The sequence below is a fragment of the Brevibacillus parabrevis genome (genome assembly GCF_003710905.1).
GTDB lineage: Bacteria > Bacillota > Bacilli > Brevibacillales > Brevibacillaceae > Brevibacillus > Brevibacillus parabrevis.
The window spans coordinates 58,446-81,483 of sequence record NZ_RHHV01000013.1 but is presented as its reverse complement, the minus strand read 5'-3'; the positions used below and the strand labels follow the sequence as shown (position 1 = coordinate 81,483).

Sequence of the window (23,038 nt, the reverse complement as noted above, 5' to 3'; positions counted from 1 at the left end):
CCAATGGCAAATCTGACATGGAAAACGTTCAAAGGAATACCGCTCGCGCTCACGTTGGTTTGGATCGCAGGCTTCGCGGCTGCTTTGCATTTCATGGACAAATCAGTCATCGCGTTTCTCGGCATTCTCTCTTCGATTGTGCTCATCTATTACACGAACACGTCGAAAGCGATCAAAATGGTCATCGGGGCAGCTGTGCTGTTGATTGTCATTCCGCTGGTCGCAGGGGAAAACCGCTACTACATGGAAGTGGCCTCGCAGGTGGGCATTTACGTGGCGATGGCGCTCGGCTTGAACATCGTAGTAGGCTTCGCAGGATTGCTCGACTTGGGATACGTCGCCTTCTTTGCTGCCGGTGCGTACGCATACGCGATCTTCTCGACCTCGCAGGCAAACGAATTTATCGCAGGCAACCTGTTTCCGCTGTCGGGTGAATGGTTCTGGCCGTTCCTCATCGTCGGATTGATCGTCGCCGCCGTCTTCGGGGTATTGCTCGGGCTACCCGTACTCCGTGTAAAAGGCGACTATTTGGCCATCGTTACGCTCGGGTTTGGCGAGATTATTCGGATTATTTTTAATAACCTGGACAAACCGATCAACATTACGAACGGACCACAAGGGATTACCCCGATTCCGTCGCCGGAGCTGTTCGGCATCAAGATGGGGACACCGTTTTTCTTTTACTTTATCGTGTTGTTCGTGATCGCTTTCATCGTCCTGGCGAATATTCGCTTCGAGCATTCCCGTCTGGGCCGCGCCTGGATCGCTGTTCGCGAGGATGAACTGGCTGCGCAGTCCATGGGGATCTCGCTGTTGAATACGAAGCTGGCGGCTTTTGCGACAGGGGCTTCCTTCGCAGGGGTGGTAGGCGTCATTTTTGCAGCCAAGCAGACGTTCATCGATCCGACTTCGTTTACGCTGATGGAATCGATCGGGATTTTGGTGATGGTCATTCTCGGCGGCAGCGGAAGCATCCCTGGCGTCGTGCTCGGAGCTGCTTTCGTCACCATTTTGCAAGTGCAGCTCTTGAAAGAGTTCTCCAACTTCTTGCACAGCTTGCAGCAGTCGGGAATCATCAACCTGCCGAACCAGCTCGACCCGTCCAAGTTCCAACGCCTTATTTTCGGGATCATGCTGATTCTCGCAGCCTTGTATCGTCCGAATGGACTGATTCCGGCCAAGCGGAAAAAGAACGATCTCGATGCGATCAAAGCGAGCGATTACGGCAAAGAAAAGCTGGGGATTCTCGGCAAGCTGTCCCAATTGGCTTCTGGCAAGCAGTCATAGCGGACGAGGAGGGAAAAGGGCATGGCATTGTTGGAAGCGAAAAATTTGACCAAACGTTTTGGCGGACTGGTGGCGAACCAGGACGTCTCGATTTCCATAGAAAAAGGCAGCATTACAGCAGTAATCGGGCCGAATGGGGCCGGAAAGACGACTTTCTTCAACATGATCACTGGATTTTACGAGCCGGATGAAGGCGAAATCCTGTTGAACGGCAAAAGCATCAAAGGGCTGCGTCCCGACCAGATTGCGAGCCGCGGCATCACAAGGACTTTTCAAAACATCCGTCTGTTCAAGGAAATGACGGCGCTGGAAAACGTGATGGTAGGCGTTCACAGCCGCTTGTCTGCCGGATTGCTCGGCATTTTGTTCAACACGAAGCGCGTGCGCGTCGAAGAGGAAAAGGCGCGTGTGGAAGCGTACCAGCTCCTGGAATATGTCGGGATCGCGCATATCGCCAACGAAGCGGCGGGCAGCTTGCCGTACGGTTTGCAACGGCGCCTGGAAATTGCCAGAGCGATGGCGACCAATCCGGAAATCATTTTGCTCGATGAACCTGCTGCGGGCATGAACCCGCGCGAGACGGTGGAAATGACCGACTTTATTCGCAAGCTGAAACGAGAGCTTGACCTGACGATTATCCTGATCGAGCACGACATGAAGCTGGTCATGGGACTGAGCGAGTACATTCACGTGCTGGACTACGGCCGCAAAATCGCCGAAGGAACGCCGGAACAAATCCGCAACAACCCGAATGTAATTGAAGCCTATCTCGGAAAAAGCGCGTCGGAAGTGTCGTAGAAGGAGGAAACACAATGGCATTGTTAGAGCTGAATAACGTTCATACCTATTACGGCGGTATCCACGCATTGAAGGGATTGAGCATTACCGTCAACGAGGGCGAGGTAGTCACTTTGATCGGCTCCAACGGGGCGGGAAAATCAACTACCTTGAAGACGATCTGCGGACAGACCCGCGCCAAGGAAGGCAAAGTGATTTTCAATGGCAAAGATATCACCCAGATGCGCACTCACGATATCGCCAGCGCGGGCATCGCTCACGTACCGGAAGGACGTCGTATTTTTCCCAAGCTGACAGTCCGCGAAAATTTGGAGATGGGCGCTTTCGGAGTAGCGGACAAAAGCGTGATTGAGGAAGGCATCGAGCGAGCTTTCGCCTATTTTCCCCGCCTGAAAGAGCGGATTGATCAAAAAGGCGGCACGATGTCCGGCGGCGAGCAGCAAATGCTGGCGATTGCACGCGGCTTGATGATGAAGCCGAAGATTTTGATGCTCGATGAGCCGTCAATGGGACTGGCGCCGATTCTCGTGGAGCAGATTTTTGACATCGTCACTGAGCTGAACAAAGAAGGCATGACGATTTTGTTGGTGGAGCAAAACGCGAACCAGGCCCTTTCGGTGGCACATCGCGGCTATGTGATTCAGACCGGAGAAATCATTTTGAAGGACGATGCGCAGACCTTGCTGGCAAATCCGCAGGTCAGGGAAGCTTATCTCGCATAGCCTCGCGTAGCAAGGAGCCGATGGAGAGACATCTCCGTCGGTTTTTCTTTTCTTTGCGAACAAAAAGTAATTTTGCAAAATTTCGTATATGATTAGCATAGACCGATTGAACCCGTCTGAACATGTACAGATAGAAAAAAGCGGAACGGGTCAGTTGGCGGGAGAGGAGAAAGAGGAACATGCTGGATATCAGTCCCCATTTGATTGAGGACGGAGAAGCTTTGTACTTGCAGCTTTATCGATATTTTCGCGAAGAAATTCAAAGAGGCGGACTGCCGTCCGGGACGAAGCTGCCGTCTGTACGCGCTTTGAGCGGATTTTTGCACGTCAGCAAAACGACGGTGGAAAGCGCGTACCATCAGCTTTTGGCAGAAGGATATATCGAGAGTCGGGAGCGCAGCGGGTTTTTTGTCGTGGATGTGGACTGGGATGGACCGATCTTGAAGATGCCCGGCAAGAAGCAATATCCAGATGTTGACGCCGTTCGCAAAGAAAAGGAGCGCGTACATGGGATAACCGAGGTGCTTCCCGCTCCCGTCCGCTATGATTTCCACCAGGCAAAAGTAGACGCCGAGCATTTTCCGTATGAACGCTGGCGCAAATACACGAATCAGTGCATGCAAAAAGAGAACAAGAGCGTGCTCTACTACGGGGACAGGCAAGGAGAGCCGCTTTTGCGGGAAGAGTTGGCCCGCTATCTGGGGCGAGCGCGCGGCGTGCAGGCTACGCCTGAGCAAATCGTAATCGGTGCGGGAACGCAGATTATGATCAGTTTGCTCGGCTTCATGTTCGGTGCGCAGGGACAGGCTGTCGCTATGGAGGAGCCGGGCTATAACGGCGTTCGATCCGTTTTTTCCCATCTCGGCTTTGAGGTTCGGCCGATTCGGCTGGAGGACGACGGGATCGATGTGGAGGCGCTCAGCAAAAGCGGGGCCAGGTACGTCTATATTACCCCGTCTCACCAGGACCCGTCCGGAATCGTCATGCCGTACGCCAAGCGCTTGAAGCTGCTGCACTGGGCCAATCAGGCAAACGGGTACATCATCGAGGATGACTACGACGGAGAGTTTCGCTATCACGGCCGACCGATTCCTTCCCTCCAGGGGCTGGATACCAACGGGCGGGTGATCTATGTCGGGACTTTTTCCAAGGCGCTTTTGCCATCGATTCGGATTAGCTACATGGTGCTGCCTCACGAGCTGCTCAAGATTTATCACAAGGAGTTGATTGATTTTGACCAGTCTGCTTCGCGCATCCATCAGGAGACGCTGGCCTTGTTCATGAAGCATGGCGACTGGGAGCGGCACATTCGCAAAATGCGGACGATTTATCGCAAAAAGCACGATGCGATGCTTCAACTTTTGCAGGAGCAGCTTGGGGCGCACATTTTGCTCAAAGGCCAGGACGCCGGGCTGTCCGTGACGATTGAGGTAGCGAGTGAACGTACAGCCATAGAGCTTGCGCAAATCGCGGCTGCGGAAGGGATTCGCGTCTACCCGACTTCCCACAAGTGGATGGAGCCAGCGCAAAAAGGACTGCCTGCTTTCCAGTTCGGCTTCGGCGGTTTGAGCCTGGAAGAGATGGGCGAGGGCATTCGCCTGTTGAAAAAGGCGTGGGCGCCGTATTTGCAGAGACATTGAAGCAACAATTGCATCAGACAGAGGGGAAGCGCAGAAGGGAGAGCACATCAAGGTGTCGCAGTCGTTGTTTGTAAAAGGAATGAAGCAAATCATTCCGGTGGCAGCCGCCGGAATTGTGGATGGAATGGTGTTTGGCATTTTGGCGAGGCAGGCAGGGCTGGGAGTGACGGAAGCGATGCTGTTTTCCTTGCTGGTCAATGCAGGCTCGTCGCAGTTTGCGGCTGTCGGTTTGATTTCCCAGGGGATTGTCGGTTGGCCGATCCTGGTTTCGACGCTGCTTTTGAACGCTCGTCATCTGTTGTACGGACTGGCTCTGGGGCCGAAGTTCCGCGAGACGGCGCCATGGAAGCTGTCGCTGATGGCCGGGACGCTCAACGACGAGACGTATGCGCTCAAGGCGACCTATTTGGCCGCCGGGGAAAAACCGAGCCTTGCTTATTTCGCCGGAGCGAGTACGGCTGATTACGTGATCTGGAATGCCAGCACGCTGGCGGGAGCCATTTTCGGAACGGTATTTACCCAGACGGAAAGCTGGGGGCTGGATTTTGCTTTTATCGCGACGTTTCTCGGGTTTCTGGCCGTTAATCTGGTTTCATCGTATCATCTCAAAGTGGCTGGTTGTGCCGCGGTTGTCGCCTGTCTCGGCTTTTGGCTCGGAGGAGCGACGGTTGCCGTGATCGCCGGGACAGTGATGGCCGTAGTGATGGGGGCGTTGAGCGGTGAACGATAAAATTTTGCTGTATATCGTTTTAATGGCGATCATTACGTATTTGACGCGATTTCCGATGCTGTTGATCAGTTCCAGGTGGCAGATTCCGGCCTGGCTCGGACGGGGTTTGGCGATGGTGCCAGTCGGCGTGTTCACATCCATGACGATTCCGCCCATCTTGTTTCACGCGCCAAAAGGGGCGTGGAGCCCGGAGTATTTGGTGGCGGGCACTGTGGCGCTGGCGGTAGGGCTTTGGAAAAAACAGATCGTCTGGGCGTTGCTCGCTGGAGTGGTTATCGTGGCGCTGTGGCGGCAAGTGTTCGCGTTTTAGGACATTTCAGGCATGCCGGGCCGAGTGCTGGGCGCATGAGAAAAGACAAAGACCTTCTCCCCAACGGAAAGTGTGATCGTGCGGGGGAAAAGGTCTTTTTGTGTTTATTATGTGTTGGTCAGCCCAAGCGATAGCCCAAGTGGGCGGACATCTCGCGCACAGTCGCAAGCGTGTCTGCCAAAATCTCTTCCTGTCTCGGCAAGACGCGATCAGACGGGCCGATCACACTGACGGAGGCTGTCACATGTCCGGTTGAATCGAAAATCGGCGCAGCAATTCCCGTGACGCCCGCGTTGCGGCGATTGGAGCTGATCTCGTAGCCGCGTTCGCGGATCGTGCGCAGATTGTCCTTGATGTCCGCCACCGATGTGTAGGAATGAGTAGTGTACGTTTTCAACGGATGTTCCGCCAATATTTCGTCCTGGAAAGACTCCGGTTGAAAAGCGAGCAACACCCGGGCAGCCGATGTCGAGTACAGCGGAAAGCGGCGGAAGGACTCTACGGTAAAGCGGATCGGGTGAAGCGAGTCTTCCTTCGCTACGTATATGGCGTCTTTTGCATCCTGGACGCAGAGGACGGCAAGCTCGTTGACCCGGGAGACGAGTCCGGTCAAATACGGTTTGGAAAAATCGACGATATCGTGGTTGGTGAGCACCTTCGTGCCCAACTCCAGCAAAGTATAACCGAGCGTGTATTGCTTGGTTTTTTCATTTTGGCGAATGAAGCCTTCGGACTCCAGCGTGGATAGCAGCTTGTGTACGGCCCCTTTTGACAGTTGCAGTTTTTTGCTCAGTTCTGTCACGCCAAGCTCTTTGGGAGAATCAAGGAACATTTTCAAGAGTCGGCAGCCGTTTCGTACAGAAGACAATACTTGGTCCATGAAAAACGTCTCCTTTATGTGCATTAGCCCTATTTTACCACAGGTAGGGTTGCGAATTGCGATAATGGTTGTTTTTGTATGACTACATTGAATAGTCAGTATCTTTATGATAGGATAACACTATCGTTCTCGAATAGCAAACACTGTTCTCTATTCGTGAACAATAAAGGTAAATCGGGGGTTGACGAACTTGAAGAAAAAGGCATTATCTGTTCTGTCCATTTTTGCTTTGACTGGTTCTTTGTTGGCTGGATGTGGCTCCTCCACGCCGCAAACAGCTACACCAGCTCCGACCACGGGCAATTCAGGAGGTACACAAGCACAAGTACAACTGGAAGATACGCTGGTGGTAGCGGGGAACGGAGCTACTGTAGAGAAGCTGATGAAAGACGAGATTTTCAAAAAGTTCAACGAGAAGTATCCGAATGTGAAGCTGACGTATGTATCCGGAGTTTCCACGGAGATTGTAGCGAAAGTCAAAGCACAGAAAAACGCTCCGCAAATTGACTTGACGATCATCGAAGGCGGGGAACAGGAAAAAGGACGCCAGGAAGGCTTGTGGGAAACGATCTCGGGCACTGAGATTCCGAATGTGAAAAACGTGCCGCAAGATTTGAAGGTGACAGATGACAGCGGCGTAGTCGTCAACTTCACGCCGATGGGGATTTCGTACAACAGCGAACTGGTCAAAGAGAAATCGCTGCCTGTGCCGAAATCGTGGAACGATCTGACCAAGCCGGAAGTGAAGGGCAACATCACGATGACAGATGTGGCGAGCAACTTCGGACGCTCCACGATGATCATGCTGGCCTACGCGAATGGCGGATCAGAGAAGAGCATCGAGCCGGGCTTCGAGAAATTGGCAACGCTTGCAGGATACATGCCTACTTTTGCCAAGAGCGCGGCGCAATTGCAGCAAAATCTGCAAAACAAGAGCGCAGCCTATACCACCTGGACGATGGCGCGCAGCCTGACGCAAAAAGAAGCGGGCGTGCCGCTGGAATTTGTTTTCCCTGAAGAGGGAGGAAATATCGTGCCAAACATCGCTACTTTGGTCAAAGGAGCGAAGCACCCGCAAGCAGCAAAAGCATTTGTCGACTTTTTGCTGACAGACGAAGTGCAAACGATGTACGCGACCAAGCTGTACTACAATCCTGCCACGAGCGTAAAGCTGCCGGACGATGTAGCGAAGACACTGGAATTTGACCGTTCAAAAGTCGTGAACTTTGACTACGACATCATCAGCAAGGAAACATCCGCTTGGCTGGATCGCTTTAACAAAGAAATCGCACCTAAAACAGGAAAGTAGGTATGGAAGTGACAAAGGTGATTGACGTCGAACTGCGCGGCATCATGAAAAAATTTCAAAACAATGTCGTGGTTCAGGATTTCAACCTTCAGGTGGAGCAAGGCGAATTTATCTCGTTTTTGGGTCCATCCGGTTGCGGCAAAACGACGACCTTGAACATGATCGCCGGATTTTTGGACCCGGACGGCGGAGACTTGCTGATCAAAGGTCAGCGGATGAACGGAGTACCGCCGTACAAACGCGAGCTGGGGATGGTTTTCCAGACGTACTCGCTGTTCCCGCATATGACCGTAGCGGAAAACATCGCCTACGGCTTGAAGCTGCGCAAGATAGGCAAGCAAGAGATGCAAGATCGCGTGAAACGCGTACTTGAGCTGGTCAAGCTGCCGAATGTGGCTGACCGCTATCCAAAGCAGCTGTCTGGCGGTCAGCGTCAGCGCATTGCGATTGCCCGCGCTCTGGTGATTGAGCCTTCGCTTTTGCTGCTGGACGAGCCGTTGAGCAACCTCGATGCGAAGCTGCGCGAGGAACTGCGCGACGAGTTGAAGCGTCTGCATCAGGAGATTGGCGTAACTACCATTTTCGTTACGCACGATCAGGAGGAGGCGCTGGCACTCTCCGACCGTATTGTTGTCCTGAATCACGGCTTTGTGGAGCAGATCGGGACTCCGCTCGAAATCTACAACCAGCCGGCTTCCGAGTTCGTGCATACGTTCATCGGCAAAACAAACCGGATGGAAGGCGAGGTCATCGCGATCGACGGCGACACGCTGACCTTGCGTACGACAGGCGGTTTGCTTGTGCAGGCGACAGGGCAGCAGCGTGCGTTTGCTCTCCAGCAAAAAGTGGTCATTTTCGTCCGGCCAGAGAAGATCAAGCTGTCCGACGCAGCGGATACGGCACAGCCGAATCGGGTAAAAGGCCATCTCCAGCTCGCTTCTTTCCTCGGCTCCTACACGGAGTGCGAGGTGGCGACCGGAGCGCATACACTGTCAGTCAAAGTTCAGATGAGCGACAAATCGGCTGAACAAGAAGCAGGCAAAACGGTTTACTGTCAGTGGAATGCGGAAGACGTGCTGGTCATGCCCGTGGAGAGGGGATGACGGATGAACAAGCGTCTTTCGATCACACTGCTGACGGCACCTGCGATGATTGTTTTGCTCGGGGTGTTTATTTTGCCGATGCTGCTCATGCTTATGCTCAGCTTCCAGGATGAAAACCAGGCTTTCACGCTGCAAAACTACACCTTGTTTGTTCAAGATTCGTTTTATGTGGAAATTCTTTGGCGGACGATTCGCGTCAGTCTGTGGACCGTGCTCGCCACCTTGCTGCTGGGCTTTCCGGTGGCGATGTACATGGCGCAGGCGACAGGAAAAATGCGCGGAATCGTGACGATGCTCATTTTGGCTCCGCATCTCATTAGCGTGGTCATCCGCAACTTCGGTTGGGTAGTCGTGCTGGGAGAGAAGGGCTGGATTAACGAAATGCTGATGAAGCTCGGCTTGATTGAGCAGCCGTTGCGGCTTTTGTACAACGAGCTTGGCGTCGTCATCGGTCTGACCGATTCGTTTATTGCCTACATGGTGCTGGCGATTGCGACCAGCCTGTACGCCATCGATCCGTCCTTGTCCAAGGCAGCTTCGATTTTGGGAGCTTCGCGCATTCGCACGTTCTTTACGGTGACTTTGCCGCTCTGCTTGCCGGGGATCATCGCGGGAACGACTCTGGTTTTCAGCTTGTCGATGAGCGCGTTTGTCACTCCGGCGCTGATGGGCGGAACTTCGGTAAAAGTCATGCCGGTCATTGCGTACGAGCAGATCATGGCGACCTTGAACTGGCCGCTTGGCGCTGCGCTTGCGTTCCTGCTTTTGGGCAGCACGATTTTGCTGGTGACACTGTATACGAAGTTGATCGAAACGAAGCGGTATAAAGAGGTGTTTGCGTCATGAAAAAGATAAATACGTTCGGACTCATCACGTTCTTCGTGCTGCTGCTGGTCAATCTGCCGTTTCTGGTCATCATTCCAAGCTCGTTTACGGCGGCTGGATACTTGGCGTTTCCGCCGGAAGGCTTCTCTTTTCAATGGTACACGATGATTCTGGATCGGCCGGAGTTTGTCGAATCGCTCTGGACGAGTCTCAAACTGGCGACGGTTACCGCTGTTCTGGCGACCGTGCTCGGCACCTTGGCAGCATTCGCGCTGTCCAAGTACAAATTCCGCGGGAGCGGCGTCATCAACGCGCTGATGCTCTCCCCGCTTACCGTGCCTTCGCTGATCATCGGGATTTCCGCTTTGCTGTTTTTTACACGGATCGGTATTGCAGGAACGTTTACAGGGCTGCTCCTGGCGCACATCCTGATTTCCATCCCGTATGTTGTGCGTCTGGTGCTCACAGGACTTAGTACATTTGACTATACGCTGGAAAAGGCAGGGTACATGCTGGGTGCACACCCGCTGCGCGTCTTTTGGGACATCACGCTGCCTTTGCTGCGCCCAGCCATTGTGTCGGGAATGATTTTCTCGTTCCTGACGTCGTTTGACAATGTGACGGTTTCCTTGTTCTTGGTAGCGCCAGATACGACCACGCTTCCGCTTGCGATCTTCACCTACATGCAGGAAACGCTCGATCCGCTGGTGGCTTCAATCTCCGCGGTCGTCATCCTGCTGAGTCTGGTCTTTATCGTATTGTTGGAAAAAGTATACGGACTAGAGCGCCTGTTCGGACTCAATTCACAATCTCATTAAGGAAGAGGCACTATGTCAATCCAGACTTATTTGCAACACAATTTGAATCACTTTTTGCAACTGCTTGAGGAAGCGGTCAACATGGACTCGCCTTCCCGCGACAAGCAGCTGGGCGACCGGATGGCGGGCTGGTTCGCGCTGCAATTTCAAAGGCTGACAGGCGGCAGGGCGGAACTGATTCCGAATGCGACTTACGGGGATCAGGTGCGCTGCACGTTGGGCGACGGGGAAAAGCAAATTCTCATTATCGGTCACTACGATACCGTGTGGCTGGAAGGAGAAGCAGCGCGCAGGCCGTTTTCCATGCAAGATGGCAAAGCGTACGGGCCGGGTGTCTACGATATGAAAGCAGGCGTGTTGCAGGCGATGTTTGCGCTGCGTGCGCTCGTGAAGCTGGATCGCTTGCCAAAAGACAAAAAAATCGTGCTGCTGCTCAACAGCGACGAAGAAATCGGCAGTCCGACTTCCCGCTGGCTCGTGGAGGAGGAAGCTTCCCGCTCGGTTGCGAGCTTCGTGCTGGAGCCGCCGACAGAGCCTGGCGGAGCGCTGAAAACATGGCGCAAGGGAAGTGCGCACTACACGTTGGCTATCCACGGAAAATCGGCTCACGCTGGCGTCGACCACCAAAAAGGCGTATCGGCGATTGAAGAGCTGGCCCGTCAGGTGCAATTTCTGCACTCACTGACCGACTATGAAAAAGGCACAACGGTCAATGTCGGGATCGTCAAAGGCGGAATCGGCGCAAATGTCGTGGCGGATTACGCCGAGGCAGAGGTAGATATCCGGGTGGTGTCCATGGACGAGGCGCAACGGATTGAAAAAGTCATGCAGGGACGAGAGCCAATGCTTGCGGGTACGAGCATCCACGTGTCAGGCGGCATTCGCCGTCCGCCGATGGAGCGTACCGAGGAAACGGGAGCGTTGTTTTCGCTGGCCCAATCCATCAGTATCAATGAACTAGGGATGCATCTAGAGGAATCAGGCACCGGCGGCGTCAGCGATGGCAATTTTGCGGCGGCTTGCGGAGTTCCCACGTTGGATGGACTTGGTACAAAAGGTGGATTGGCTCATTCGCCGAAGGAATGGATCGAACTGGGTGAAATATCGACTCGCGCTACACTGCTGGCGCGACTGATCGAAGAAGTATAAATAGAAAAGAAAAAGAGGCACCTGACAGCTGCATTCCTTTTGCAGCCGTACAGGTGCCTTTGTTATGCCTGATTGGTTGGTTAGTGGACGTTTGCCAAATGGCGGCGTCCTGCCGACAGAGCGACAATGCTGATCAGTACGACGATGGCTCCGACGTAGAACGGCACCTGAGACGAGTACCATTCGGCGAGCTTTCCGGCAAGCCAAGGGGCGATGGCGCCGCCTACAAAGCGGACGAAGCTGTACGCAGACGAGGCAACCGCGCGTTCCACCGGAGCGACGTCCATGACAACCGTAGTCAAAACGGTATTGATGATCCCCAAAATCGCCCCGGCGACTGCGATCGCGACGACCAGCCCGGTCTGCGAGGAGACGGCGAAGCCCATGTAAGCCAAATCAAGGGCGAGCAACAACAGCATGGTGTACAAGGTCGGGACAGAGCCAAAACGATCGGTCAGCTTGGGAGCGACGATCACGGACGTAATGGCGAGCAAAACTCCCCAGAAAAAGAAGACCAATCCCAAGCTGTGCTCATCCATATGCAGCACAAACGGCGAATAGGCGAGCAGGGTAAAAAATCCGAAGTTGTAGAGCAAGGCAGTTACTGCCATGGTGAACAGTCCAGGGTAGCGCAGGGCGCGAAACGGATCGAGCAGCGAAGTGCGTTTTTTCGGCTTCGGTATTTCGTTCAGGAGGACGAAGACAGCGAGAAAAGCGATCGCCATCAACATCGAAACGCCAAAAAACGGACCGCGCCAGCTAATGCCTCCCAGCAAGCCGCCGAGAAGCGGGCCTACCGACATCCCGAGTCCGATGGCTGCCTCATACAAAACAATCGCAGAAGCTGTGCCCCCGCTGGCCACGCTGACGATGACGGCAAGCGCGGTCGAAATAAAGAATGCGTTTCCCAGTCCCCAGCCAGCGCGGAACCAGACGATCCCGTCGATTGAATTTTCCATGCCGCCCAAAAAAGCAAAGATGATAATAGCGAGCAAACCAAACAGCATGGTGCGTTTCGGACCGATGCGGCTGGACAGCCATCCGGTGACGAGCATGGTCACCCCGGTCATCAACATGTAACTCGTAAACAACAAAGACACCTGACTTGGCGTTGCTTGCAGCTTGGCAGCGATCGCAGGCAAAATCGGGTCTACCAGGCCGATCCCCATGAAGGCTACGACACAGGCGAATGCCACGGCGTAGGCCGATTTGGGCTGTTTCAAGATCGTGCGTAAAGAATGTGCGTCAGCAGACATAAATGTGTTACCTCCCTGTTGCTATTGCTTCCAGCTCATTGCGTTTTGTGACGATCCGCGCAAGCTTCTCATCGTAAGATTCCAGCAGCTCTTGCATTCTGGTCAGTTTCCCGTGCAAAATGTCCCGTTGGTTGCCGAGCGTTTCTTCCAAAGTTCTCAGCGTCTCGATTCGCCTGTGCAGCTCCTCGCCTTCCAGCTCGCGGCCCATGTAGTGCTGGTGGTAAAACTCGCGCTGCTCCTCGTATTTGCGTCCCAGCTCCATCATTTCTTTAATCTCGGACAACGAGGCGCCGAGCAAGTCGCGGATGTCTTTTACGTGGACAATTTGTTCGACGTCCGCTTCCGTGTACATGCGATAGCCGCTCTCCGTTCTGCCGGAAGGAGACACCAGGCCAAGCTCCTCGTAATAGCGCAAGGCTCGCTTGGTCAAATTCGTTTTTTTCGCAACCTCTTCAATTCGGTACATCAGTCCATCCCTTTCCGAAACAAGATGATTTTCACGAGTCGTTTCGTCACAACTATAACCTTAACGTAAACGTTATGGTTTTGCAATGTGCAAGTGTGCTCTTATTGTTTGGCGATAGAGGGAAAAACATGAAATCGAGCGGCAAATGCGCGATAATGAAAGAGTCTTGCACAAGCCATTTCAATTATGGGAAGCGAGGTCGACCACCATGAAATATTACCGTTTGGGAAAAAGCGGGCTGAACGTTTCAGCCCTGGGACTGGGAACCAATTCATTTGGAGGGCGTGCTGATGAACGAACATCCGTGGAAATCATTCATAGCGCCATCGAGAACGGGATTACGTTCATCGATACGGCGAATATTTACACGCAAACCGAATCGGAGCGCATTATCGGACTGGCGCTGGAAGGGAAGCGGCACGAGGTTGTTTTGGCGACCAAGGCGGGGCTTGTAAAAGGCGAAGGGCCGAATCAGCGCGGCTCGTCGCGCTATCATCTGATGCGGGAGCTGGAAGACAGCTTGAAGCGGCTGCGCACCGATTACGTCGACTTGTACCAGATTCACACGTTTGATCCCGAGACGCCGTTGGAAGAGACGCTGCGGGCGCTCGACGACATGGTTCGCTCCGGAAAAGTGCGCTACATCGGGGCATCGAACTACGCGGCGTGGGAGCTGATGAAAGCGATCGGGATCAGCGAGAAAGCAGGCTTGAACCGCTACGTATCGACGCAAGTCAGCTACTCGCTCGCGGATCGTACGCCGGAGCGGGAGCTGGTGCCGATGTGTCTGGATCAAGGAGTCGGCATCATCCCGTACTTCCCGCTTGCCGGGGGCATTTTGACCGGAAAATATACAAGCGTGGACAAGGCGCCTGCCGGTTCACGCGCTGACAAAGAGCCGCGCTTCGTCCAAAAGCTCAGTGAACAAAACCTGGAGTTCGGGCAGCAGGTGGGCAAGGCTGCGGCTGAGCTGGGCGTATCATCCAGCGTCCTGTCGCTTGCCTGGCTGATGCACAAGCCTGCTGTCTCGACGGTCATTGTGGGCGCGACTCGCGTGGAACAGCTCACGGACAACTTGCAAAGCGCAACGCTTGCGCTGGACGAGGCAACGATGCAAAAGCTCGACCAGCTAAGCGAGCCGTACCGTCATGGGGAGCCGTTTGCGGTGTATCGGTTGGGGTGAAAAATAAGAAAACGACGCGAACCGATCTTCGCGTCGTTTTTCTGCTTTGACTGCAATGCTGTTACTCAGCCGCCATTGTGCTTTCTTTCAAAATGACGTCATGCGCTCCGCCTTCGACCAGGCTGGTAGCGGAAATGAGCGTGATGCGCGCTTTTTGTTGCAGCTCAGGGATGGAGAGGGAGCCGCAGTTGCACATGGTCGACTTGATTTTGCTCAGGGTGCGGTCCATGTTTTCACGCAGGCTTCCCGCGTAAGGAACGTACGAATCTACGCCTTCCTCGAACACGAGCGCGCTTTTGCCGCCCGTGTCATAACGCTGCCAGTTGCGTGCGCGGTTGGAGCCTTCTCCCCAATACTCTTTTACGAAGTTGTTGCCGATTTTCACTTTTTTGGTCGGGCTTTCGTCGAAGCGGGCGAAGTAACGGCCCAGCATGACAAAGTCTGCGCCCATTGCCAGAGCAAGTGTCATATGGTAGTCGTGCACGATGCCGCCGTCCGAGCAGATCGGTACGTAAATGCCTGTTTCCTTGAAGTATTCATCGCGGGCTGCCGCTACTTCGATTACAGCAGAAGCCTGGCCGCGCCCGATTCCTTTTTGCTCGCGCGTGATGCAGATGGAGCCGCCGCCAATCCCTACTTTGACGAAGTCTGCGCCTGCTTCGACGAGGTAGCGGAAACCTTCCTTGTCGACAACGTTTCCGGCGCCGATTGGCACGTTGAAGTTTTCTTTTACAAATTGCACAGTATCGCGCTGCCATTCGCTGAAGCCGTCCGAAGAGTCGATGACGAGAATGTCAACGCCCGCTTCTACCAGCGCAGGAACGCGCTCCTGATAGTCTTTGGTGTTGATACCCGCGCCTACGATATAGCTTTTGTTGGCATCGAGCAGCGACAGCGGGTTGTTTTTGCGGGAATCGTAGTCTTTGCGGAATACGAGGAAGTCCAGGTTTTGGTTTTCATCCACGATTGGGAGGCAGTTGAGCTTGTGCTCCCAGATCAGGTCGTTTGCTTCCGACAGCGTGATTCCGGATTTGCCGTAGATCAGGGAGGAGAACGGCGTCATGATATCGCGCACAAGCTTGTCCTGCGAGTCGCGGCTGACACGGTAGTCGCGTCCGGTGACGATTCCGAGCAGCTTGCCTTTGGCGGAGCCATCTTCGGTAACCGCAACGGTGGAGTGGCCTGTCTGTTCTTTCAGCGCCAAAATATCTTTTAATGTATGTTCTGGCGTCAGATTGGAGCGGCTGACAACGAAGCCTGCCTTGTGGTTTTTCGCTTTGCGAACCATGGTCGCTTGGCTTTCGATCGATTGGGAGCCAAAAATAAAGGAAATACCGCCACATCTAGCCAATGCGACCGCCATATGATGGTCGGAAACTGCTTGCATGACTGCGGATGAGAACGGTATGTTGAGTGTGATAGCTGGCTTTTCACCTTTTTTAAACTTGGTAATCGGAGTGGATAAGTCCACATTGTTTGGTGTGCATTCTTTCGTGGTGAGATTCGGAAGCAGCAAAAACTCGTTAAACGTCCGAGATGGTTCTGTGTAATAAAAAGCCACAATTCTCTCCTCCTGTATGATCTTTATAAGAGAAATTTTTATCATGGTAACCGCCAGGCGTTAGAACGTCAATAGGGAATCGAAAGAAGGGGTGTTTTCGCAGTGATTTTGCCGCTGAAATATGAACAAATAAGTTCGCTTACGCCAATTACATTGGAACAATCGTATATTTTTTATGGAAATGTGTATCTTCGCCCGGAGCGCAGCGTGTTTGCAGCGGACGTGGAGGATGGTGAGGTGCGGGCAGTTGGCGCTTACTTGCAGGGGATGCCCTTCCATGCTTTTTCCTTGCAGCTTTTGGCCGCAGAGGGGGAGTACGATGCGACTGACATGCTGAACTATTTTCGCCAGCAGCCGTCTGTCGATATGCCGGAAGGACAGACGGGCGTGTTTGGCTTGCCGCAAGCGGCTTTTGAGCGGGTGAAAATTCCCGGCATCCGGGCGCAAAGGACGTTGCAGCTAATGAAGCTGGTCGCGCCTGACAGGCTGCTTGCGCCGGGAAGTTCCCGTTTGCTTGCTCCTTCAGAGGGGCAGCTTGCTGTCGCGCTGGCCGGGCAGGTTGGCATGATCAGCTTTCGTGCCGAGGAAGTGGAAGAAATGCCGCATATCGCGCTTTTTTCCGAACAGGACGAGCCAATGGCTTTGGCTGGCTTTCACGTCTACGACGATGCTTTTGTGGAGATCGGGAACATCGGCACCAGCGAAAAGCATCGGAAAAAAGGCTTGGGGACACAGATCGCCTCAGACATTAGCCGAATGGGGCTGGAAAAGTCGCCAAACGTCTACTTGATGGTGTTTGCGGATAATCCCGCTGCGATTCGCGTCTATGAAAAGCTGGGCTATGAGACGGTGTCCCGCTACGCCTTTATTGAATTTGAATTTGCCTGGTAAACGAAGTGAAAAGGAGCGGCTCGACCGCGATCGTGAGGATCGGGCAAGCCGCTCTTGTTGACGTGGAAGTAGTCAGCCTTTGAACGAAACGGGAACAGTCATGGTGAAGCAAGGACCGCCTGCATCATTGCGAGCGATAATCGTCCCTTTGTGCGCTTCAAAAACGGCGCGGGCGATAGCCAGTCCGAGGCCGTGCTTGCCGGATTTGCCTTTGCGGAAGCGCTGGAACAGATGAGGGAGCAGCGATTCTTCGATGGGTGGACCATCATTGGAAATGCTGATCACTACGTTTTGCCCTAGCTGGCGTCCGGTAATGGTCAGACGGTTTTTCGCGTAGCGGAGCTGGTTTTCCATGATGTTGACGAACGCCGTGCTCAATTGCTCGCCGTCGCCTTCCACAATCAAATCAGACGGTACATTGACTTCCCATTCGACTTGCGGATTCAGGACGGCAAGCCGTTGCCGCAGCAGGTGCATCATTTCCGACAGATCGACTTGTCCCACCTGCATCATTTGCGCCACAGATTCAATCTTGGTCAAATAGAGCAGTTGTCCGACGACCTTTTCCAGCCGCTTGCTCTCTTCCATGATGATCGCCAGCCCTTTTTCCGCTTGCGGCCCCTGAAAGACCCCTTCAATCAAGCCCTGGGTGTAGCCCTGGATCGCCATAATCGGCGTTTTCAGCTCATGGGAGATGTTTTGCACAAAATGACGTTGCGATTCGTCGTATTCCTTCAATTGATTTTTCATCGTGTCAAAAGAGCGGGCCAACTGGCCGATCTCGTCTCCGCGGTCCATCACGAGCGGAATGTCAAACTGGCGGCGGGCAATCTTGTTGCACAGCTCGTCCAGGCTGCGCAGCGGTTTGCTCAAGTAGCCGCTGAACCAGACGGCGAGCAGCCAGCTAACGAGCAGAAGCAGGCTGAACACGAGCAAAAACTGGCGGGTGAGAATCGCATTGATCTGATTCAGCTCCTGTTCCTTGGAGAACAGCACCATGTAGTAAGGAAAGCCGTGGTAGTCCATGCGCTTGCTGACGAACAGGTAGTTTTCGTCGCCGCGACTCAACGTGCCGTGCTGCAACTGGTCGTTCGGATGCGCGGCTGCCTTGATAAACAATTCGCGCGCTTCCTCATACGGAATCCGCCCACTGCTGCTGCGGCTGCCCAGCTCCCGCCCGTTTTCTGCGTAGACGATCATGTCAAACGAGTATTCGTAGCGGGAGAGGAGCAGTTGCAAAAAGTAAGGGGCTGCAGCCGGAACAGGCAGCAGTTCGTTGTCTTCATTGAAGGAAATATGCTTGGACAGCGTGTTGAACTCGTCCTCCAGCAAGGCGTACGTATTGGAAACGAGGTATTGCTTGACCGCCAAAGGATAGCCGATCCCGAGACCGACGCCCAGCACGCTTGTCAGCAGCATGAACAAAATGAGAATCTGCCGGGAGAGCGGCAAGTTTTTCAGGCGAAATTTGCTCATATGCGCGTCATCCGGTAACCGAAGCCATAGACGGTTTCCAGCGGGAATTTCGCCATCTTTTTGCGTATGCGCTTCACGAGATCATCTACAGCGCGGTCGGAGCCGATGTAGTCCTCGCCCCAGATGGAGGTCAGGATTTGCTCGCGGTTCAGAGCCAGCCCCTGATTGTGCAAAAGGTAGATGATCAGCTCAAATTCTTTGGTCGTCAGATCGATCAATTCGTCTCCTTCTTTTACTTGCCGGCCTTTTTCTGAGATCATATAAGGGCCAACCGTTACCCAATCCTGGAAAGTTTGCGCGGAAGCTGCGGCAGCACCAGGCTTTTCATACGTACGCTGCAAAAGCTTTTTCGCGCGGATGACCAGCTCGCGGGGCAAAAACGGCTTGGCGAGATAATCGTCGCTGCCCAGCTCCAGTCCAATGATTTTATCGACATCTTGGTCGCGGGCGGAAATGAAAATGATCGGTACATTCGATTTTTCCCGAATGAGTCGCAGCAGCTCGTAGCCGTCGATATCTGGCATCATGATGTCCAAAATCCATAGATGCGGCTGTGTTTCTTCATCTAGCAACGGCAGCACTTCGGCACCGCTGGAAAACGCCTTGACCTGCAATCCGGCGCTTTGCAAGTACGATTGCAGCAAATCCAGGAGGTTGGTTTCATCGTCCACCAGATAGACAAGGTAGGGGGTATTCATGGTTTCGCCCTCGCTTTGCATCTGTTTTCCATTATTGTAGCATAGCCAAAAACGCGATGTGTGGCATGTCCGTATGAGAATCGTGGAAAACGTGTGGAAGCAGGAATCCCCTCCGCTCTCACGAAAAAGAAGTAGGGAAAAAAAGGCATCAACAGATGGAAAGGAGCGATTTTGTGAAACGACATACGAAGACGTCACTCATGCTACTATCCCTGCTGCTATTCGTTACGGCGTGCAGCCCGCAGCCGGTTGACACACAGCCGACACCGGCTCCAGAACAGCCGACCGCTCCTATCGTGCAAAATCCACCGGAGACGAATCAACCGATCCAGTACCCGTATAAAGCGCCGTTGACGGGACTTGGCAGCCAGGAACGACTGGACAGCAAGCGCCCGGTCATGGTCATGGTGAACAACGCGCCGCCAGCCCGGCCACAGACGGGACTGAACAAGGCGGACATTATTTACGAAGTGCTGGCAGAAGGCGAGATGACGCGTTTTCTGACGGTATACCAGAGTCAAAAGCCGGAGGTCGTCGGGCCAGTGCGCAGCATTCGCCCTTATTTCATTCAATTGGGCATCGGCTTCGACGCTGTGCTTGTCCATGCTGGCGGCAGTCAGGAGGCGCTGGAGACATTGGCGCGGTCCGACTACAGCCATCTGGATGAAATCCCGAACGGGCGCTATTTCTGGCGGGAGAGCTTCCGCAAAATGCCGCATAACCTTTACACCAAGCCAGAGCTGATCGAGCAGGCTATGGCAGACAAAAAAATGCGGACAACCGCAGAAGTGCCGCATTTCACTTTCTTGGCGGATGACGCCGAGATCAAGGAAGGCGAGCCTGCGACGCAAATTGATCTGACTTTTCACGCGCTGAACAAGGCTGCTTTTACATACGATGCCGAGCAGAAGAAGTACATGCGGTTCACAGCTGGCAAACCGCACGTCGATTTGAGCGACAACAAGCAGCTTTCCACGACCAATTTGCTGGTCATTTCGACCAAGCATCGTGTATTGGACAGCGAAGGTCGCCGACAGGTCGATGTGATCGGCCCTGGAGACGGTTATTTGTTCCAGCAGGGCAAGGCGCGCAAAATCAAGTGGAAGCGCAGCAACGGCGTGATTCGCGCCTACGAGGATGCGGCTTTGACGGAAGAAGCGCCGCTTTTGCCAGGAAATACATGGGTGGAAATTCTTCCGAATACCCCGGGTCTGTCGCAATCCTTGAAGTTCCACTAGGGATTGGGGCTTGCGGATGAAGGCGGTTTCTTCTAAGATTAATTGTAGGGCTTTAGTGCTTAAAAATTGTACAGTGAGAAACCGTTCGGAAGACGGATACCATAACGGGGTGACGAAAATGCAACTGGAAAAACTGAAGGGGAAAGGGATCGAGCAGCTGTTTGAAGCGGTTCTGTCTCTGGAAACCATGGAAGAATGCTATCAATTTTTTGACGATCTGTGCACCGTAAACGAAATGCAGTCGCTCGCGCAGCGCCTGGAAGTGGCGCGCATGCTCAGAAAAGGCTTTACCTACAATCAGATTGAAGCTGAGACAGGGGCCAGCACAGCAACTATTTCCCGTGTGAAGCGTTGCCTGAACTACGGCAACGACGGATACGAGATGGCGCTGGAGCGCATCGGAAAATAACTAGGAGGCAGGCAACGTTGATTGACTATCGCAGTTGGCGCCATACGTTTAAACTGGACCCGGATAAAACAATCGATGACGATTCGCTAGAGTTGATCTGCGAGTCAGGCACGGATGCGATTATCGTTGGAGGCACGTATGGGGTGACTTTTGACAATACGCTTGAGCTGATGTCCCGCATTCGCCGCTACGCAGTACCGGCCGTGCTGGAAATTTCGTCGCTCGACGCGGTTGTTCCCGGATTCGATTCCTATCTGATCCCGCTCGTGCTGAATGCAGGCGATCCAAACTGGATGTTCGCCCCGCACGTTTCGGGACTCAAAACGTACGGAGCCTACATTCATTGGGATGAGATTATTACGGAAGGCTACCTGATCGCCAATCCGCAAGCCGGCGTCGCCGAGCTGACTTCTGCCCTGCCGATCACAGACGCAGCAGAAGCCAAAGCGTATGCGCAAGTCGCGACCAAAATCTGCCGCTTGCCCATCGTCTATCTGGAGTACAGCGGTACATACGGCGATCCTTCCATCGTCAAAGCTTGCAAGGCAGGGGCCGACGAAGCGCACGTCTTCTACGGCGGCGGCATCCGCACCCCGCAGCAAGCCGCTGAAATGGCGGCAATCGCCGATACAGTCGTCGTTGGCAACGTAATCTACGATGACTTGCAGGCTGCTTTGGCTACGGTTGGGGCTGTAAAAGGGGAAAAATAGGAAATGAGAGAGCCGAAGCAGAAGGCTCTCTTTTTTGTTTGGTAAAATGAATCCCTCCGCTTATGCTGTTCGGCAGCGTCTTGGGGGATTCATTTTTTGTGTCTATTTCTATAAAATGGAAGTGGCAGGCTATTGAAATTTTGAAGTATAGTAATAAATTACCAAAATAGGATAAAATTTTAAAAAACTTATAGATTTTTCTAACTCTTCAAAATATAATCTAATTGTCAGTATTTTCTTACATAGAGAGGAGGAACTGAATTATGAAAATCCAAGCGAAAAAGGTAGAGAGCGTTCGCACAACTGCAGTAGCAGCTTAATCACAATGCATTGGGGGGATAGCACTCGGGCTATTCCCTTTTTTCATCTTACTTAATTAAGCGCCCTTATCCCGGAGGTGTTTTTATATGGTACGTCGACCTTTGTTCAAACCGGTGCATCCTGTCTATGAAGTGACAGAACAGACGATTCGCATGGGAGATGCTCCCGGGTATTCCGTCGAGCTGGATGACGAGAACAAAGCGATACGCAAGATGGTCAAGCTGATGGACGGAACGCGCACGATTGAAGATATACATAGCGCTTTGCTTGGCGAATATCCTGAGCTTACTCGCGAGGAGATAGCGGAAGCTGTAGAAGACCTCGGAGGCCTGGGCTTTATTATGGATCAGGAGGCGGAGGAAGCTTCTGGCCTGACGCTGGCGCAAAAAGAGCGATACAAGGCGAACATCCGCTTTTTCTCGCTGTTTACCAACCTGGAACAAAGTCCGAGTTACGTACAGGAGCAACTGAGCGGAAAAAAAGTGACCATCCTCGGCATGGGCGCTTTCGGCTCAACTGTGCTCGCCAATCTGGTCGGAGTGGGAATCGAGCAGATCAAACTTGTTGATTTTGACAGGGTAGAGCTGAACAACCTGAACCGCCAGATGTTGTTCAATGAAGCAGACGTCGGACGCCTAAAGGTGGAGGCAGCGCGGGATTTCATCGCCAGACTGCATTCAGGGGTGGCAATCGAAACCGAGACGATGCAAATCGGGTCCAGTGCAGATGTGGAGCAGGTCATCGCCGGGAGCGATCTCGTCGTACTGGCAGCCGATCAGCCATTTTTCGTCTTGCCAAGATGGGTGAACCGGGCTTGCGTCAATCTGGGCATCCCGTATATTGCCGGGGGCTTTAATTTGATCGAAGGGCAGTTTTTCTTGGTCGATCCAGGGAAAACGGGATGCCTGGACTGCATGCATTTGCACCGCTCCGAACAGGTGGAAGATTACGTGCGGCTGATTGAAAACTTGCTCAACACCGAGTTCAGGCCGCCTACTGCTACGATCGCGCCGAATACGATGATGATTACCGCCATGATGGCTTCGGATGCCGTCCGGTTTTTGACGGGAATCGCGCCTGTGCAATCGGCAGGAAAATTGCTGTTGTTTGATTTCAACACATTGGAAAAGAAAGTGTTCGTCGAATGGGAGCGCAACGAGCAAGCGTGTCCGACTTGCGGAAAAGGCAACGGCGAGGAGCCGATTTTTCAGGTCAGGGCAAACGAAGTGTACGTGAATGCGAGGCATTGATCCGGAAG

The 23,038-nt window shown here is 53.4% G+C and carries 23 protein-coding genes; 17 read left to right on the top strand and 6 right to left on the bottom strand.

Annotated elements, in window-relative coordinates:
- The first annotated feature begins 3 nt into the window (after window positions 1-3).
- The 6 genes from EDM60_RS20000 (at window position 4) to EDM60_RS19975 (ending at window position 5,487) form a co-directional block, all read left to right on the top strand.
- The gene (locus tag EDM60_RS20000) at window positions 4-1,287 is read left to right on the top strand and encodes a branched-chain amino acid ABC transporter permease (RefSeq protein WP_063229622.1); all 1,284 of its coding nucleotides are present in this window, start codon (window positions 4-6) and stop codon (window positions 1,285-1,287) included.
- 21 nt (window positions 1,288-1,308) lie between these two features.
- On the top strand, window positions 1,309-2,085 hold the full coding sequence (locus EDM60_RS19995; protein ID WP_122965555.1) for an ABC transporter ATP-binding protein: 777 nt from the start codon (window positions 1,309-1,311) through the stop codon (window positions 2,083-2,085).
- A 14-nt stretch (window positions 2,086-2,099) separates the two neighbouring features.
- Window positions 2,100-2,807, top strand: coding sequence for an ABC transporter ATP-binding protein (locus EDM60_RS19990; RefSeq protein ID WP_063229556.1), 708 nt, complete (start codon window positions 2,100-2,102; stop codon window positions 2,805-2,807).
- Between the two features lie 179 nt (window positions 2,808-2,986).
- Window positions 2,987-4,447 carry a MocR-like pyridoxine biosynthesis transcription factor PdxR gene (gene pdxR, locus EDM60_RS19985; protein WP_122965554.1) on the top strand — a complete coding sequence of 487 codons (1,461 nt, stop codon included), beginning with the start codon at window positions 2,987-2,989 and terminating at the stop codon, window positions 4,445-4,447.
- A 52-nt stretch (window positions 4,448-4,499) separates the two neighbouring features.
- The gene (locus EDM60_RS29230) at window positions 4,500-5,177 is read left to right on the top strand and encodes an AzlC family ABC transporter permease (RefSeq protein WP_233454106.1); all 678 of its coding nucleotides are present in this window, start codon (window positions 4,500-4,502) and stop codon (window positions 5,175-5,177) included.
- Window positions 5,167-5,487, top strand: a complete 321-nt coding sequence (locus EDM60_RS19975; RefSeq protein WP_229049812.1) for an AzlD domain-containing protein — start codon at window positions 5,167-5,169, stop codon at window positions 5,485-5,487. Before EDM60_RS29230 ends, EDM60_RS19975 begins: the two co-directional genes overlap by 11 nt.
- 118 nt (window positions 5,488-5,605) lie before the next feature.
- On the opposite strand, the gene EDM60_RS19970 is transcribed toward EDM60_RS19975, so the two are convergent.
- Window positions 5,606-6,367: an IclR family transcriptional regulator gene (locus tag EDM60_RS19970; RefSeq protein WP_122965553.1), complete on the bottom strand. Its 762-nt coding sequence runs from the start codon at window positions 6,365-6,367 to the stop codon at window positions 5,606-5,608.
- 190 nt (window positions 6,368-6,557) lie between these two features.
- On the opposite strand from EDM60_RS19970, the gene EDM60_RS19965 reads away from it, so the two are divergent.
- From EDM60_RS19965 to EDM60_RS19945, 5 genes are read left to right on the top strand one after another with little or no spacing between them, the layout of a single operon-like run.
- A complete protein-coding gene (locus EDM60_RS19965; protein ID WP_122965624.1) occupies window positions 6,558-7,676 on the top strand; it encodes an ABC transporter substrate-binding protein in 1,119 nt (372 codons plus the stop codon).
- Between the two features lie 8 nt (window positions 7,677-7,684).
- On the top strand, window positions 7,685-8,779 hold the full coding sequence (locus EDM60_RS19960; RefSeq protein WP_122965623.1) for an ABC transporter ATP-binding protein: 1,095 nt from the start codon (window positions 7,685-7,687) through the stop codon (window positions 8,777-8,779).
- Window positions 8,780-8,782: 3 nt separating this feature from the next.
- Window positions 8,783-9,625, top strand: coding sequence for an ABC transporter permease (locus EDM60_RS19955; protein WP_122965552.1), 843 nt, complete (start codon window positions 8,783-8,785; stop codon window positions 9,623-9,625).
- Window positions 9,622-10,422: an ABC transporter permease gene (locus EDM60_RS19950; RefSeq protein WP_122965551.1), complete on the top strand. Its 801-nt coding sequence runs from the start codon at window positions 9,622-9,624 to the stop codon at window positions 10,420-10,422. The genes EDM60_RS19955 and EDM60_RS19950 overlap by 4 nt, the downstream gene beginning before the upstream one ends.
- A 12-nt stretch (window positions 10,423-10,434) precedes the next feature.
- A complete protein-coding gene (locus tag EDM60_RS19945; protein WP_122965550.1) occupies window positions 10,435-11,571 on the top strand; it encodes a M20 family metallopeptidase in 1,137 nt (378 codons plus the stop codon).
- 80 nt (window positions 11,572-11,651) lie between these two features.
- Here the strand turns inward: EDM60_RS19945 and EDM60_RS19940 are convergent, their stop codons facing one another.
- Both EDM60_RS19940 and EDM60_RS19935 read right to left on the bottom strand, forming a co-directional pair.
- On the bottom strand, window positions 11,652-12,827 hold the full coding sequence (locus EDM60_RS19940) for an MFS transporter (protein WP_122965549.1): 1,176 nt from the start codon (window positions 12,825-12,827) through the stop codon (window positions 11,652-11,654).
- Window positions 12,828-12,834: 7 nt separating this feature from the next.
- Window positions 12,835-13,293 (bottom strand): MerR family transcriptional regulator, encoded by a 459-nt coding sequence (locus EDM60_RS19935; protein WP_122965548.1) that lies wholly within the window; start codon window positions 13,291-13,293, stop codon window positions 12,835-12,837.
- A gap of 208 nt (window positions 13,294-13,501) precedes the next feature.
- Between EDM60_RS19935 and EDM60_RS19930 the strand changes: the two genes are divergently transcribed.
- Window positions 13,502-14,476 carry an aldo/keto reductase gene (locus tag EDM60_RS19930; protein WP_122965547.1) on the top strand — a complete coding sequence of 325 codons (975 nt, stop codon included), beginning with the start codon at window positions 13,502-13,504 and terminating at the stop codon, window positions 14,474-14,476.
- 61 nt (window positions 14,477-14,537) lie between these two features.
- On the opposite strand, the gene EDM60_RS19925 is transcribed toward EDM60_RS19930, so the two are convergent.
- Window positions 14,538-16,037: an IMP dehydrogenase gene (locus EDM60_RS19925; protein WP_063229548.1), complete on the bottom strand. Its 1,500-nt coding sequence runs from the start codon at window positions 16,035-16,037 to the stop codon at window positions 14,538-14,540.
- A 102-nt stretch (window positions 16,038-16,139) separates the two neighbouring features.
- Here EDM60_RS19925 and EDM60_RS19920 point away from each other — a divergent pair, with 102 nt between their 5' ends.
- Window positions 16,140-16,928 carry a GNAT family N-acetyltransferase gene (locus EDM60_RS19920; RefSeq protein ID WP_122965546.1) on the top strand — a complete coding sequence of 263 codons (789 nt, stop codon included), beginning with the start codon at window positions 16,140-16,142 and terminating at the stop codon, window positions 16,926-16,928.
- 72 nt (window positions 16,929-17,000) lie between these two features.
- Here the strand turns inward: EDM60_RS19920 and EDM60_RS19915 are convergent, their stop codons facing one another.
- Window positions 17,001-18,404: a sensor histidine kinase gene (locus EDM60_RS19915; RefSeq protein ID WP_122965545.1), complete on the bottom strand. Its 1,404-nt coding sequence runs from the start codon at window positions 18,402-18,404 to the stop codon at window positions 17,001-17,003.
- Window positions 18,401-19,102 carry a response regulator transcription factor gene (locus tag EDM60_RS19910; RefSeq protein WP_122965622.1) on the bottom strand — a complete coding sequence of 234 codons (702 nt, stop codon included), beginning with the start codon at window positions 19,100-19,102 and terminating at the stop codon, window positions 18,401-18,403. The genes EDM60_RS19915 and EDM60_RS19910 overlap by 4 nt, the downstream gene beginning before the upstream one ends.
- 173 nt (window positions 19,103-19,275) lie before the next feature.
- Here EDM60_RS19910 and EDM60_RS19905 point away from each other — a divergent pair, with 173 nt between their 5' ends.
- The 4 genes from EDM60_RS19905 to EDM60_RS19890 all read left to right on the top strand — a co-directional run bounded on the left by EDM60_RS19905 (window position 19,276) and on the right by EDM60_RS19890 (window position 23,030).
- A complete protein-coding gene (locus tag EDM60_RS19905) occupies window positions 19,276-20,340 on the top strand; it encodes a DUF3048 domain-containing protein (RefSeq protein WP_122965544.1) in 1,065 nt (354 codons plus the stop codon).
- Between the two features lie 118 nt (window positions 20,341-20,458).
- Window positions 20,459-20,749, top strand: coding sequence for a YerC/YecD family TrpR-related protein (locus EDM60_RS19900; protein ID WP_063229546.1), 291 nt, complete (start codon window positions 20,459-20,461; stop codon window positions 20,747-20,749).
- A 17-nt stretch (window positions 20,750-20,766) separates the two neighbouring features.
- Window positions 20,767-21,459 carry a heptaprenylglyceryl phosphate synthase gene (gene pcrB / locus EDM60_RS19895; protein ID WP_122965543.1) on the top strand — a complete coding sequence of 231 codons (693 nt, stop codon included), beginning with the start codon at window positions 20,767-20,769 and terminating at the stop codon, window positions 21,457-21,459.
- A gap of 407 nt (window positions 21,460-21,866) precedes the next feature.
- Window positions 21,867-23,030 (top strand): HesA/MoeB/ThiF family protein, encoded by a 1,164-nt coding sequence (locus EDM60_RS19890; protein WP_122965542.1) that lies wholly within the window; start codon window positions 21,867-21,869, stop codon window positions 23,028-23,030.
- Window positions 23,031-23,038: the final 8 nt, after the last annotated feature.